Here is a 14,368-nt window from a genome sequence, read left to right as displayed (position 1 = left end):
GCCGCTGCAAAAGGCATTGACCCGCCCCGCGACTATCCCTAAAATTGCGCGTTCTCGGCGGGCGATTAGCTCAGCGGTAGAGCACTGCCTTCACACGGCAGGTGTCGCAAGTTCGATCCTTGCATCGCCCACCATCGTTACAGGAAACCGGCCCCCGTGGCCGGTTTCGTCGTTTAGGCACCTCGACTGGGCCACCAAAGCACAGCGTGCGTGCAGCGACGGGCAGTTCATGCGGCAGGTGTCGCACAACGATCCCTGCATCGCCCACCGCCTCCCGATGGATCCGAAGCGATCCCCAGGGAGGTTTCTCTCGTTTGCGCGGGAGACCGCGAAGTGACCATGCCGCGGCACGGATCACGGCGACAGCCGCGGCCCCGGCAGCATGTAAACTGGCGGTTTTCTCAAGCGAAACGCATGGTGCAAGCTCCTCAACGGCCCCCGGTCCATGGCCCGACGTTCATTCGCCTGCTGGCGAGCCTGGTGGACGCCGACGTACCGCCCTTCCCGCCTTCGCTCGCCGACCATCTGGGCCGGTGGCTGGACTGGAGCCACGCGATTGCCCTGTCCACCGCACTCGACGGCAAGCCTGCCCCGGCCGAACCCGCCACGCACGACTGCGGCAGCGAGGAGGACGAATGCGCCCGGATACGCCGCTCGCTGGCCGGCGCCATCGTCGGCGACCCCAAGCCGACCAGCCCGTCGCGGCGCGCCGGTGGCCAGGCCGGGCAAGCCGATGCGCCGGAAGCCGTCGACTATCCGATGTTCCGTCAGCGCCACCTGTCCCTGCAGCGGTCGATGCAGGCCGCCACCGGTGAACTGCGCAGCCGCCTGCGCGACACGCTGGCCGGGAAGTCGGTCGCAATGACGCGACTGGCTGCCGTGGACGCCGCCATGGAAGCGGCGCTGAGCCCGCGCGAGCAGTCGCTGCTGGCCCACGTGCCCGACCTGCTCGGGCAACACTTCGAGCGCCTGCACCAGGCTGCATCGGCGAGGGTCGCATCGACGTCACCCGACGCCTGGCTGGAGGTCTTCCGCCGGGACCGGCAGAGCGTGCTGCTCGCCGAACTGGATGTTCGTTTTCAACCCGTCGAAGGCCTGCTTGCAGCCCTTCGCACCTGCTAACCGGGAAGTCATGTTCAGAAATTTTCTCCATCTCGCCGTGTTCGGCGCGGGCCTCGCCGTCGTCTGCTGGATCGGCGCCGGCTACCTTGGCAGCAATCCGGCAGGCGCCGCGGTCGCGGCGCTGGTTGCCGCGTGTTACCTGGCCGGCGCACTGGAACTGCTTCGCTATCGGCAGGCCACCTCGACCCTGACGCGCGCGGTCAGCGGGCTGTCCGCCACGCCGGAGCGCTTGACCGACTGGCTCGCGGAGCTGCACCCGGGCCTGCGCAACGCGACGCGCCTGCGCATCGAAGGCGGACGCGTGGCCTTGCCAGTGCCGGTGCTGACCCCGTACCTGGTCGGCCTGCTGGTGCTGCTGGGCATGCTCGGCACCTTGCTGGGCATGATGGCGACACTGCGCGGCACCGGCATGGCGCTGGAAAGCGCCACCGACCTGCAGGCCATCCGCGAGTCGCTGGCCGCACCGGTCAAGGGCCTGGCTTTCGCGTTCGGCACCTCGATCGCGGGCGTGGCGAGTTCGGCGATGCTGGGCCTGCTTTCCGCGCTGTGCCGGCACGAGCGCCTGCAGGCAGTGCAAGCGCTGGACACGAAGATCGCCACGACCCTGCGCGTCCATTCGCAGAGCCACCAGCGCGAAGCCTCGTTCCAGTTGCTGCAGCAACAGACCGAACTGATGCCGGCGCTGGTCGATCGCCTGCAGGCGATGATGACGGCCATCGAGCAACAGGGACTTGCCGCCAGCGAGCGCCAGCTGGCCAGCCAGCAAAGCTTCAACGCCGCCGCCGAGGCGACCCACACACGCCTGGCCCTTGCCATCGAGGCCGCCATGCAGGACAGCGTGGCGGCGAACGCGAGGGCCGTCGGCGCCGCGCTGCAGCCCGCGATGGAAGCCACGATGGCGGGCCTGGCGCGCGAAACCGCCACGCTGCATGACAGCGTGAACCGGGCCGTGCAGCAGCAGCTGGACGGCGTGTCGAGCGGGCTGGCCGCCAGCACCCATGCGCTGGCGGAACGCTGGCGCGATGCGCTGGACGCGCAGCGCCAGTCGAACGATGCGCTGAACGAGGAGCTGCACCGCACGCTGGAGCGCTTCGCCGACACCTTCGAACACCGCTCGGCCCGCTTGGTCGAAAGCGTTTCTGCGCGACTGGACGCCACCGCGGACAGCACGGCCGCAGCGTGGAACACGGCGCTGTCGGCGCAGCAGGCCACCAACGAGAACCTGATCGCACGGAACCAGCAGGCCATGAGCGGGGCGGCAGCGAGCTTCGAGGAGCACGCGACGTCGCTGGTGCGCGTCGTGCAGCAGTCGCACGCCGACCTGCAGACGGCCCTGGAACAACGGGACAGCGCACGCCTGGCACAGTGGGCCGAGCAGCTCGCAGCGATGACCGCCACCCTGGGCCGGCAATGGGAGCTTGCAGGCGAGCAGACCGCCAGCCGCCAGCAGCAGATCTGCGACACCCTGGCCAGCACCGCGCAGGACATCTCGGCGCAGACCCGCGCCCACGCCAGCGACACCATCGCCGAGATTTCCCGGCTGGTGCAGGCGGCCTCCGAGGCGCCTCGCGCCGCAGCCGAAGTGGTTGCCGAGCTGCGCCAGAAACTGTCCGACAGCATGGTCCGCGACAACGCCATGCTGGAGGAACGCAGCCGCCTGCTGGCCACGCTGGACACCTTGCTCGACGCCGTGAACCACGCCTCCACCGAGCAGCGCACAGCCGTCGATGCACTGGTGGCCACCTCGGCGGATCTGCTGGAACGGGTCAGCAGCCGCTTCACCGAGCACGTGGAAAACGAAACCGGCAAGCTCGGCGCAGTAGCCGTCCAGGTCAGCAGCAGCGCGACCGAAGTGGCCAGCCTGGGCGAAGTGCTCACCGGGGCGGTGCACAGCTTCGGCATGGCCAACGACATGTTGATGGATCGCCTGCTTGGCATCCAGGCGGCGCTGGACAAGTCGCTGGAACGCAGTGACGAACAACTGGCCTACTACGTGGCGCAAGCCAGGGAAGTCATCGACCTCAGCATGCTGTCGCAGAAGCAGATCATCGGCGAGATGCAGCAGCTCGCCGCCAGCACCGGGGCCGAAACTGCATGAGCGGGGAGACCGATGGCATCGAGGACACGGGCGCGCCGATCTGGGCCGCCTTCGGCGACCTGATGTCGGTGTTGCTCGGCGTGTTCGTGCTGATCCTGGTGGGCGTGATCGGCATGCAGCTGCAGCTGTCCAGCAAGCTTCAGGAGGAAGTGCGTCAGCGCCAGATCGAGGCGCAGCGCCGCATCACGCTGGAGCAGGCGCTGGCCGTGCCGCTGGCCGCCGGTCGGGTCACCCTGGTCAACGGACGCATCGGCATCCGCGGCAGCGTGCTGTTCGCGCTGAACTCCGACCAGTTGCAACCCGCGGGGCGCGACCTGCTGAAGAGCCTGGCCGCGCCGCTGGCCGCGTATCTCGCTTCGCGCCATGAAATCCTGATGGTCAGCGGCTTCACCGACGACCGCCCGATCAGCGACGGCAACCGCCAGTTCGCCGACAACTGGGAGCTGTCCGCTCAGCGCGCCCTGACCGTGACGCGCGCCCTGATCGCCGATGGCCTGCCGGCCTCTGCCGTGTTTGCCGCCGCGTTCGGCGCACAGCAGCCGGTGAGTCCGAATGTCGACGAGGACGGACGGGCGCGCAACCGGCGCGTTGAGATGTCGCCGATCCCGAAGCAGCCGGCCCCGCCCCGTGACTGAGTCCTGCTCGCGAACCCGGGCGATGCTCGACGCGTGGCGCGAGCGGCAGGCCGATCGGCTGGACCCCGTCCGCTTCCAGCTCATCGACGCGCTGGAGCGGCACGCGGCACATCGGCAGGGCACTGCGCGCCGCATGCTGGACGAACGGCTGGCCCGTCTGGTCGAGGCCTATGCGAACGAAGTCGAGCGTTCGACCGGCGCACTCGATGACGCCACGACACCAGCCCGGCCCTCCGCGGCTGGCGCGCTGGGCCGGCTGGTCGAGGAAATCGCCGCGGTTCGTGCCGACTCCGCCGTCACCGGAAAAGCGCCCGCGCCGGCCGCCCTGCCCGTGCTCGAATCACTGGGCGAATTCAGGAGCCTGTGGACGCACGTGCGCGCCCGCAGCCAGTTGCGGCAATCGCTCGAGCAGGTGCCGGCCAACGCCGGCCCGCTCAATTCCGGCAGCCTGGTGCACCGTTCGCTCACCCTCATGCGCGAACTCTCGCCCGGTTATCTCCAGCATTTCCTGGCCTACCTCGACGCCTTGTCGTGGATGGAGCAGATGAAGGAAGCCGGTGCGTTCGGAGCACCGCAGAGCGCGCGCGCCAGCGGCAGCAGGAAACGCGTCCGCGGCAAGCGCGCGGACTGACGCGCGCCGGCGCAAGGCCGCTCAACCGCCTTCCCGCTCCAGCACGTGTTCGACCAGCAACGCGAGGAAGGTCTCGCGCCGGCGACGATAGACCGGGTCCAGCGGACCGGCCAGGGCCGCCTCGTGCATCGCCTGATGACTCGCATTCAGCGCCGTGCCCAGGTTCGCACCGTGCAGGTACTCGCCCGGATCGCAGTCCCCCTCGGCATGCCTTGCCCAGAACGCCGGCTCCGGCGGCAGCGCCACGAACTGTTCTTCCCAGCGCAACTCGCCGGCCAGTGCGCCGAGCCCGGTTCGCGGCCCGCCCCGGCGCGGCGGATGCCGATGGCCGACCAGCCAGTTCGCCAGCGCATCGGCCGGCATCGGGCGGGCCAGCGCATAACCCTGGCCGAAATCCGCGCCCAGGATCGCGGCGGCCTCGAACAGGTCGGCGGACTCCAGCCCCTCCACCACCACCTCCAGTTGCAGGTCGTGCCCGATGCGGATCAGCTGACGGATGAAGCGCAAGGTGCCCAGCGGGTCCTGCCGCGCCTGCAGCACGATGGCCTGGTCGATCTTGATGCGGTCGAACGGCCACTGGCGCAGACGGATCAGCGAACTGTAGCCGGCGCCCAGGTCGTCCTCGACCAGGCGTATGCCCAGCGCCCGCAGCGATTGCATGCCGGGGCCGTGCAGTACCACGTCATGTTCGGTGCCGATCGGCGACTCGAGTATTTCCAGCAGCAATGAAGGCGGCGGACAGCTGCTGCCGGACAGCAGGCCGGACAGCACCCCGGCGTAGCGCACATCCTCCAGCGCGGCCGCGGGTACATTCACCGACATGTCCAGCGGGTGGCCGGCCTGCAGCAGGGCTTCGCGGCAGGCCAGCGCCTGCCGCACGCCCTGGCCGAACAGCGCCAGCAGATCGTCGGCGCCCAGCGCGGGAAGAAAGCGCGCCGGCGACAGCAGTTCGCCGCTGTCGTCGCGCAGGCGCGCCAGCGCCTCGAACTCGCTGATCGAGCCATCGGCCAGGCGGATCAGCGGCTGGTAGTGCATCTGCAATGCGTCGGTCGCGACCCGCGCGCGCCAGCGCTCGCGCACGAAGAACGGCAACAGCTCGGTGCCCTGCCTCGGCGGCGCCAGGCGCGCCAGCGCGAGGTCGAGCACGCTCTTGATCTGGCCCACGAAGGCTTGCTGGTCCTCGCCCTGGAAACCGCCGGCATACGGGCTGTACAGGGTAAGCAGTACGGCCGGCGTCGCCGGCACCGGCGACAGCGGAATCGCCACGTTGGAAACCACCCCCAGGCTCAGCGCGATGTCGCGCCATCCGAGCATCGATGGATCGCTGCCGTAATGCGTGCAGCGCTGGATGGTCGCACTGCGCCAGGCCCGGCCGCTGGGCCCCTCGCCGTCCTGGCTGCCGGCCTGCACCCGGATCGGCATGGCCTTGCCGGTGCCCAGCGCGTGCAGGTATTCGGCAAACGCCACGCCGGCCACCGCCTCGTAGGTCAGTTCACCCGATGTGTCGGGGCGGCCCACTGCGCAGGCGGCGATTTCCCGATGCGACACCAGCGCATCGACCACGCCCTGGATCAGCTCGAGATAGTTTTCGGCCGACCACGCCAGCGCATTGACCCGGGCCAGCAGGGCCACCCGGCGACGCTGCAGCTCGCGCATGCTCTCCAGCTGCCACTGGCGCTCCATGCCAAGGCGCTGCAACAGGATGGCCAGGGCGCGGCGATCGTTCGGTCCGCTGCCGCCCAGCTGCACCGCCAGGATGTCGCGCAACTGTTCGATCGCCTCCAGCAGCCACACCTCTTCCAGCCCGCAACCGGCGTGGAACAGACCGGTCCGGCTGGCCCGCGTTCGGTGGGTGTCCATGTCCAGGTCCGGGCGCAACAGGAATTGCAGGTGCTGCAGGACACGTATCTTCAAGATTTCCAGGTCGGCCGCCGGCAACACGTCGAGCAGCCTGGCGATGCCTTCGTGCAGGCCCAATCCGGCGTGGAACTGCTCCACCACCGCCGGCAACTGGCGTTCCCAGGTTTCCCGGCAGGCCTGCAGCAGAATGCCGGCGTGATCGCCATAAGGCGAGGCGACTACATCCAGCTCGACCGTGTGATCCCGCTGGCCTTCGGGCAAGGCCATGCCCCACCAGCGCGAACGGCTGCGCTTGCGCGCCTTGACCTGGTACATCGCCTGGTCGGCGCGCCGCAGCAGTTGTTCGCCGGTGGCGATCGTCTGGCTGGAATACATCGCGATGCCCAGGCTGGCGCCGACCGAAAATACCGCATCGTCGATCCGTATCGCCCGGCGCAGCGCCGCGTCGACGCGTCCGAGCAATTCGTCCAGCTCGGACTCGTCCTCCAGATCACCGAACACCAGCACGAATTCGTCGCCGCCCAGGCGCGCTGCATAATCGCTGGCGCGCAGCACCTGCTGGAACCGGTTGGCGACCTCGACCAGGATGCGATCGCCCACCGCGTGGCCGCGAAGATCATTGATCGGTTTCAGGTCATCCAGGTCGAGCAGGCCCACGGCGACCTGGCGGGACTGCCGGCGGGCCTGCGCCAGCACCTTGTCGAGGTACTGATCCAGCGCGCGCCGGTTGGGCAGCCCGGTGAGGTCGTCATGCAGCGCCAGGTAAGTCTGCCGCTGCTGCTCCTGCAGCAGCGCATCGCGCTGGGCATGCTGCTTCAAGGCCAGCCCGGCGGCTTCGGCTATTTCGTCCAGCAGACGGCACATCTCGTCGTCGAACGCATCCGGCTCGACGGTGGCCACGGCAAATACGCCGACCGGCGCCCGATTTGCCGTCGTATCGTTCGGTGCGGAAAACAGCGGCCAGCAACCCAGCGCCCCGGCGCGCGCCGACAGTCCCTCGTAGACGTCGCCTTCGGCTGGAGCCACGCCCAGCCGCCGGATCACCGGCGTGCCCTGCATGAAGGCCAGCGTGGGTGCCGGCACCGCGCCGGCGTCCGTGCGCAGCGGTGGCAACGGCAAGGCCAGCATGGCCTCGGCAAGCGGTCCGACCAGAGCCACCCGGCGCAACAGGCCGTCGTCACCGTCGGCGGCGAACACGTCGACCGCGGCGGCACCGGCGATTCCGGCCAGCGCCTGCGCCAGCGTGCGGTAGACCGCTTCGGGGTCGGGCTGCTCCAGCAGCGCGCGCTGGATCGTGCGCTGCGCGTCGCGGTAGCGGCTCATCCGCAGGCTGCGCTGCAGCAGCAGGTGGTGGTCCCAGAAACGGGCCAGCTCATCGACCAGCCGTTGCTCCCAGTCGAGCAGTTCACCGCTCAGGCTCGGGCCACCATCGGCGGAATAGGCCACCAGCACCAGCTGGCCCTGGTCGCGTGTCCTCGATGCAGCCGCGATGCAGGAGCCGAAGCCCCAGGGTTGTGCCGCCTCGCGCCACGGCTGGAATTCCGGTGCATCGATCGGCGTGGTGCGGGCCTGTTCCTGCCGCAGCACGATGCCTACCGGGCCACGACCACCCGGCATGGAGGCATCCGCGCTAAGCTTGAGCGCCGTCGCGTAAGCCGCCGCCGGGCCGGCCGCTGCCAGCACCTGGACGGCATCGCCGACCGGCTCGCGCCGGCCGATCCAGACCAGCGGCAGATCCATGGTCGAGGCCAGGATGCCGGCGATGGTCTGCATGACCCCTTCGCGATCGCGATCGGGCTGGGCATGCAGCAGCGCGAGGGTCTCGGCCACGCTCCGGTAGAAGCGTTCCCTGAGTTCGGCGCGGGCCTGTTCCTGGTTGTTCATCCGTTCGCCAGTGTCCGGTACGCGTGGACGATGCTTCCCCTTGCGGCCTACTTCAGCACGCCCGCAGGCAGGAATCCATCATGACGTGCAGTGGGCTGGGAACAAGGGCGATGCCGCCGGCTCACGGCGGCGGCTCGTCCGCACACCGGCGGGCGCGGCCAAGCATCAGCTCGCGTTCGCGCCGGTTCATGGTCAGCGCGGCCGCCTGCTCGAACGCTTCCCGCGCCGCCTCGCGACGGCCGAGTCGTTCGAGCAGATCGCCCCGCACGGCCTGCAACAGGTGGTACTTCTGCAGGCTCGGCTCGTCGACCAGCCCATCCGCCAGCGCCAACCCGGCGGCGGCGCCCGCCGCCATGCCCACCGCCACCGCCCGGTTGAGCTCGACGACGGGCGACGGCGCCACTTCGGCCAGCGTCGCGTACAGGCCGGCGATGCCATCCCAGTCCGTCTCCTCGCTGGTCGGGGCGCGCGCATGACAGGCGGCAATCGCCGCCTGCAGTGCGTACGGGCCATCGGCCCCGCCCAGCCTGCCGGCCTGCTCCAGCGCAGCCAGTCCGCGGCGGATCTGCAGGTGATCCCACAGGCGGCGATCCTGTTCGAGCAGCAGGATCGGTTCGCCCTGCGCATCCACCCGCGCGGCGGAGCGCGACGCCTGGATTTCCATCAGCGCGAGCAGCCCGTACACCTCGGCTTCGCGCGGCATCAGGCCGGTCAGCACGCGCCCCAGCCGCAACGCGTCCTCACACAAGGCGGGTCGCATCCAGTCATCGCCGGTGGTGGCCGAATAGCCCTCATTGAAGATCAGGTAGATCACCCCGAGCACGGCGGAAAGGCGTTCGTGCAGTTCGTCGCCCCGTGGCACCTCGTAGGCCACCTCGGCCTTGGCCAGGCTGCGCTTGGCCCGCACGATGCGCTGCGCGATGGTGGGCTCGGGAATCAGGAAGGCGCGCGCAATCTCCTCGGTGCTGAGGCCACCGAGCAGGCGCAGGGTCAGCGCCACGCGCGCCTCCATCGACAGCAGCGGATGGCAGGCGACGAAGATCAGCCGCAGCAGATCGTCGCCGAACGGATCATCCAGCGCCGCCTCCACCGCGGCCTGCGCATGCTCCTGTTCGTGCTCCAGTTCATGCACCAGCTGCGCATGCTTGCGTTCGAGCAGCTTGCTGCGGCGAAGACGGTCGATCGCGCGCCGCTTGGCCGTGGTCATCAACCACGCGCCGGGATTCTCCGGCACGCCCACGCGCGGCCACTGCTCCAGCGCCGCCACCAGCGCATCCTGCGCCAGCTCCTCGGCCAGCCCCACGTCGCGCAACATGCGGGTCAGCCCCGCGATCAACCGCGCGGATTCGCTTCGCCATACGGTATCGATCGCGCGATGGGTATCAGTCTGGCTCATGACCGCCGATCAAAGCATTGCCAAGGCGACAGCGCAACACACCCCCGCGCTCACAGGGCGAACAATGCCGGATTCACGCAAACTCACGACACTCCGCAGGGCGCGCCACCGTCCGCCGCCCCGCACGCGACGCGAATGATGGTTCGTGTCCGACTTGGCAGCCCGGAGAAAGCGGCTGGCGACCGCCCAAAAAGAAACCGGCCCTCCGCTGTTGCAGCGGAAGGCCGGTGGTCGAATCGCTACCGAACCGTGCAACGCGCCGTCATGCGCGCGTCGCGTTCCTCGTCACCAGCATGAGCCCGGGTCGGTGCCGTCGGCACCGCGCGCACCGGTCTGATCCAGCGACAGCTTGCCGCATTTCGTGTCGCCGGTGGCCTGCACGCCCTGCGGCGTAGCCGTCAGTACGTAAGCAGACACAGTCAGTGATGCCGCCGGCAGGTCGTAGGTATAGAAACGGCCGGTCTGCGAATTGCCGGCACAACTCAGGTTGGCCAGATCTTTGGTGTTGGCAACCGGGGGCGTAGCACCATCGTTGTTGTAGCGCAGATGGGTGGTGTAATACCGCTCCATGTAGTTCGCGTACTCCGACAGGCAACCCTCCGCAGCCACCCGCCGGGTCTTGACCATGTACTTGCTGTAGATCGGCCACGCGATCGCCGCGAGGATCGCGATGATCACCACCGTGATCATCAGCTCCATCAGGGTGAAGCCGCCAATGCGACGCGATCCACCCTGGCCCCGGGTCGCCGGCGACCCGAGGTTCGAGAAACAACTGCCTTGATTCGAGAGCGATTTCATCATTCAGTCCTTTACTGGGCGATCAGCTCTCGCCAGGAGACGCGCTGGATTTGTCCGGTCGAGCTCGAGGTCTTGATGCTGCTGGTCGAGCCGTTGTCGAAACTGGTCAGCATGGTGCTGCCGACGAAGATCGGATTGTTCGGCAGCGAACTGAAACCAATGCCCGCGGCCGGCGTACCGCCCACCGAGTCGGACGAATCCACCTTGCCATCGCCATTGCGGTCGAAGAAGTTCGCCGAAGGGTTGGTGCCGGTGAACGGGTCCAGCGCCATGATCCAGCCCTTGCCCGACGGGTTGCAGGGATCGGTAGCCTGCGGGATACGTGTGGTACCCAACAACAGGTTGCCCTGGAACTGGTTGGGCGTGACCATCCGCTCGCCCTGCTGCACGGCCGCGCCAGCCGTACCCGTGGGTGACAACAGGTCGATGTACCAGCCGGACTTGCCGGTGATCGCGGCACTGGCTGCGGCCGCCTGCGCCAAAGTGGTCACAGTGCGGCCATTGCCCACTTCGGCGGTGATGGAACGCTTCACCAGGTTGGCGCTGCGCGTCGAGGCGTCGGTCACCGCCAGCCCGCTGGTTCCCGACTGCACGATCAGGCCGTACCAGCTCTGTGTTTTCAGGTTGGCCAGGTCGGTGGTCGTCAGATATTGGCCGGTGCCGAAGAATACCCACGTGTTGCCCGTGGCCGGGTCCTTGCCAGCGAGCATGCCTGCCGTGATCGGCTGGGCATTGCCGCTGTCGTCGACAGCCTTGAACACTTTCACGCCGTTACTGTCAGGCGTGGCCGTGGTGGATGTTCCCGCGCTGGTGTTGATCGCGAACGACCACACGTTGCCGTTGGCATCACCCGCGTAGGCCGCCGTGCTGACACCATTGCCCGACGGATCCATCCAAACCGCTGGCGCAGCCAGCCCGCTGCTGTCGCCGGTCTTGTGCACGTGCAAGGTGCCAGTGGCAAGGTCGAACTGCAGCAGCGCTGACTCACCGGCCGCACTGTTGTAGCCATTGCCGATCAACACCGACCAGGTGCCATCGGCAGTCTGTGCAATCACCGGCTTGCCGGTCATCTGGCCGATATAGCCACTGTTACTCGTGGTGCCGCTGTCGATGATTCCATCACCACCCGAGCGCTCCCACAGGAACTTCACGCTGGCCGGGTCGGTGATGTCCAGTGCATACACCGTCTTCGCCACGCCACGACCGGTGGTGCCCACCAGCACGGTCTTCCAGCCGACCGGACTGCCAATGTAGGCATCGCTGATGGTCAATTCGCCATCGTTGAAGAAGCCGTGATCCACCGTGCCGCCGTACTCCACGCTGGCCAGGGCGCTCACGCCGGACGTGATCACCGCGCCTGGCAGGTAGGCGAAATTTTCCGCGCCGGTGGCGGCATCGAACCCGTGCAGCATGCCGTCATTGGACGCCACGTAGACAGTACCGGCGCGACTCGCCTTGTCGCTGGCGAACTGGGAGAACGTCGAGGAGCCCGTGAACGCCTCGGTGTAGAACTGGTTGGGATTGGGCGCACCCGCGTACACCGGCTGCGAGTTCACGATGTCGCCGATGGCGATGTCGCGGTTGCGGTAGCTGCCCTTGTTGGTCTGTTCCTTGGAAGAGTCGCCGCGCAGGTAACTGATCAGGTCGGCTTCGTTGGTCGCCGTTCCCGCAATACTGCTCAGCGCCGTGTGCTGCGCGGTCGACAGCGAGGGAAGCGTACTGCCCGACACCTTGAAGTCGACGAACTGGCTGCCCGCCGCGGCCGTCGGATTATAGGTCTTGATGTTCCGGTTTGCCGACGTCGGCATGGCAGTCGATGCGTTCCACGACGCGCTGGTCGCGATGGCGCCAGTGGCGGAATCCACCGCCAGCGCCTTCAAATCGCCCTTCCATTTGGCCGTCCAGTAGTTCGCCTGGTAAGCCACCGTGCCGGTCTGCAGCTGCGTGGAGTTCGCCGCCAGGCTGGCGCCCGTACCGACGCGCTCGGCCGCGCGCTTGAGCGCTTCCTTCAGGCCGTTGGCGAAGGCATCCGGACTGTTCGCCGAGTAGAAACCACCGTGACCATTGACCGCGGCGTGGGCGAGGTCAGCGATATTGTTGAGCGAATCGGCGGAAGGCTTTGGCCAGCTGAAATTGGTGATCGCCTTGTTGGCATCACCGTTGGCCCAGGCGAACACCTGGTCCATCGGAATGGCCGTCTTCTGGTCGGAGTACAGAGGCGAGAAGCCCAGACCAAGGGTGAAGGTGGACATGTGTTGCCAGAACGCAGGATCCTCTGCATTCGTCGGCACTTCGTTGTCCATGTCGGAACGAAGATCGGTGTTCCAGTACTTCATCGCATAGTCGGCGAGGGTATTGCTCCAACTGGTGCCGGTGGTGGTGGTCTTGCTGCAGGTGCCGCGGTCCGCGCTCAGCGTATAGCCGCTGCTGCAACTGGGTGCCTGCTCGCTGTATTTGCTGGAGCGGTAACAGTAGTAGGTGGAATGACCCGTGTCCGGCGCGGTCAATGAGTAATTCTTGCTGCAGGTGGGAGGCTTCGTGTCTGTGGAAGTCGACAGAATGCCATCGGAGTACGGCGCCGCGGGCGCATAGGTGTAAGACTGGCTGTTCGGGCCGGTCACCGTGGTTCCCGCAGTGCCATCGTAGTCGCCGATGCTGGGCGGCAGGCTGCCGTTCCAGAAGCCGTCGGTGGTCAGGATGGTGTAGGACTGCCGGCAGGCCAGCTGCTTGCTTGCAGCAGCTGTCGTGTAATCAGGGTCAGACTCCATTCCCTTCCACGGCTGATCCGTCTGGTAATACTGGCCAACGGCATCGAGAGTCGAAGGCAATGGTGTGCCATCGTTGGGATATTCCCCCTTCAACCAGTTCCAGAAATTTGTCTTCTGCGTCGCGGAATAATCGTCGCCGAACGGCGCCACACGGGCAATCGTCTTGCTGTTGAATGTCACCGTGTCGGAAGGCAGGTTGGAGTTGTTGTTGCCATTGATGGAGCCAAAACCGACACGAAACGTGGTATCCAGGGTCGAGAACGAATTCATCAGACCGCTTTTGGCCATCAGCATGCGGGTGCGGTAATACGAGAACCAATTGGCCACATTCTGCTGCGCGGTCGTGGAATCGTCGCAGACGGCCTTGCTGGCCGCAGGCAAGACAGCACAGTCACCCGTGCTGCCAACATAATTTTGCGTGTTGCCCGAACCAGTAGTGTAAGTGAAGTAATACTTGTTGTTGTAGCTGGTATTTGTGCAAGTCGAACCGCTTAACACGTCGCCGCTGGTGCAGGTTGGCACGTTGGGAGTCAGATATGTGTAACGTGGATTGGACCAAAAACCATTATCGTGTTTGCATTTACCATCGTTGGATCCGCCGCTTTGGAGCGCGTCGCCGGATGCGCACTTCATGGTCGCCGTGTAAGTGGTGACCGTCGCAATGGTAAACATCGTGTAATACGGAAACTTTCGCGCGTAGGTGGTGTTACCACCATTGAATTTGGTGATATCCGTTGTGCTGGTATCACGAAACCCGTCCTTGTAGGCACCGGTAAGACTAGGTGATGCAGGGTAGCTGGTGCCATCAGCCTTGGGCGGTGGCGAATAATTTGTGTTCGGGTTGTAATAAACGCCGTTGATGCTGGCATTGCGCAGGGCATCATCCGTGGTACTGGTCAAATAGCCCCAGTCGGGCATGTAATCCCAGTCCATCGACCCCGAGTCATCCAGCATCAACACCACGTTCGGCGGAAGCGAACGCTGGATGATCAGCGGCGACTGATCCACCTTGACCGCCGCCAGCGCCGGCGTATAGACGGCGCCCAGCATCCAGATCGACAGGCCGGTGTACAGCAGGCGGCTGAAAAAGCCGGCGGACTTGCTGCGGGGACGGAAGGATGTGTTCATGACGGTAGCGCTCTCGAAGGATGCGTCATGGAAAGGCCCATGCGCCGG

General features: G+C 66.8%; 8 protein-coding genes and 1 tRNA gene. 5 read left to right on the top strand and 4 right to left on the bottom strand.

Features of this window, described 5'->3' with window-relative positions; genetic code table 11:
• Nucleotides 1-59 precede the first annotated feature (59 nt).
• The 5 genes from UU7_RS01980 to UU7_RS01960 all read left to right on the top strand — a co-directional run bounded on the left by UU7_RS01980 (nt 60) and on the right by UU7_RS01960 (nt 4,486).
• A tRNA-Val gene (locus tag UU7_RS01980) sits at nt 60-134 on the top strand.
• 280 nt (nt 135-414) lie between these two features.
• Entirely contained in the window at nt 415-1,122 is a 708-nt protein-coding gene (locus tag UU7_RS01975; RefSeq protein ID WP_007804873.1) for a DUF3348 domain-containing protein, read from the top strand.
• Between the two features lie 10 nt (nt 1,123-1,132).
• Entirely contained in the window at nt 1,133-3,220 is a 2,088-nt protein-coding gene (locus tag UU7_RS01970; protein WP_007804871.1) for a DUF802 domain-containing protein, read from the top strand.
• Nucleotides 3,217-3,855: an OmpA family protein gene (locus tag UU7_RS01965; RefSeq protein WP_007804868.1), complete on the top strand. Its 639-nt coding sequence runs from the start codon at nt 3,217-3,219 to the stop codon at nt 3,853-3,855. The genes UU7_RS01970 and UU7_RS01965 overlap by 4 nt, the downstream gene beginning before the upstream one ends.
• 22 nt (nt 3,856-3,877) lie before the next feature.
• Entirely contained in the window at nt 3,878-4,486 is a 609-nt protein-coding gene (locus UU7_RS01960) for a DUF2894 domain-containing protein (protein WP_007804866.1), read from the top strand.
• A 21-nt stretch (nt 4,487-4,507) separates the two neighbouring features.
• On the opposite strand, the gene UU7_RS01955 is transcribed toward UU7_RS01960, so the two are convergent.
• The 4 genes from UU7_RS01955 to UU7_RS01940 form a co-directional block, all read right to left on the bottom strand.
• Nucleotides 4,508-8,230 carry a diguanylate cyclase domain-containing protein gene (locus UU7_RS01955; RefSeq protein ID WP_007804864.1) on the bottom strand — a complete coding sequence of 1,241 codons (3,723 nt, stop codon included), beginning with the start codon at nt 8,228-8,230 and terminating at the stop codon, nt 4,508-4,510.
• A gap of 121 nt (nt 8,231-8,351) precedes the next feature.
• Complete coding sequence (locus UU7_RS01950) at nt 8,352-9,626, bottom strand: RNA polymerase sigma factor (RefSeq protein ID WP_007804862.1); 1,275 nt, start codon at nt 9,624-9,626, stop codon at nt 8,352-8,354.
• 285 nt (nt 9,627-9,911) lie between these two features.
• The gene (locus UU7_RS01945; RefSeq protein WP_083845921.1) at nt 9,912-10,424 is read right to left on the bottom strand and encodes a type IV pilin protein; all 513 of its coding nucleotides are present in this window, start codon (nt 10,422-10,424) and stop codon (nt 9,912-9,914) included.
• Between the two features lie 11 nt (nt 10,425-10,435).
• Nucleotides 10,436-14,320, bottom strand: coding sequence for a pilus assembly protein (locus UU7_RS01940; protein ID WP_007804858.1), 3,885 nt, complete (start codon nt 14,318-14,320; stop codon nt 10,436-10,438).
• Nucleotides 14,321-14,368: the final 48 nt, after the last annotated feature.

It is taken from the genome of Rhodanobacter spathiphylli B39 (assembly GCF_000264295.1).
Lineage (GTDB): Bacteria > Pseudomonadota > Gammaproteobacteria > Xanthomonadales > Rhodanobacteraceae > Rhodanobacter > Rhodanobacter spathiphylli.
The sequence above is the reverse complement of the archived record's forward strand: the minus strand, read 5'-3'. Positions and strand labels throughout refer to the sequence as shown.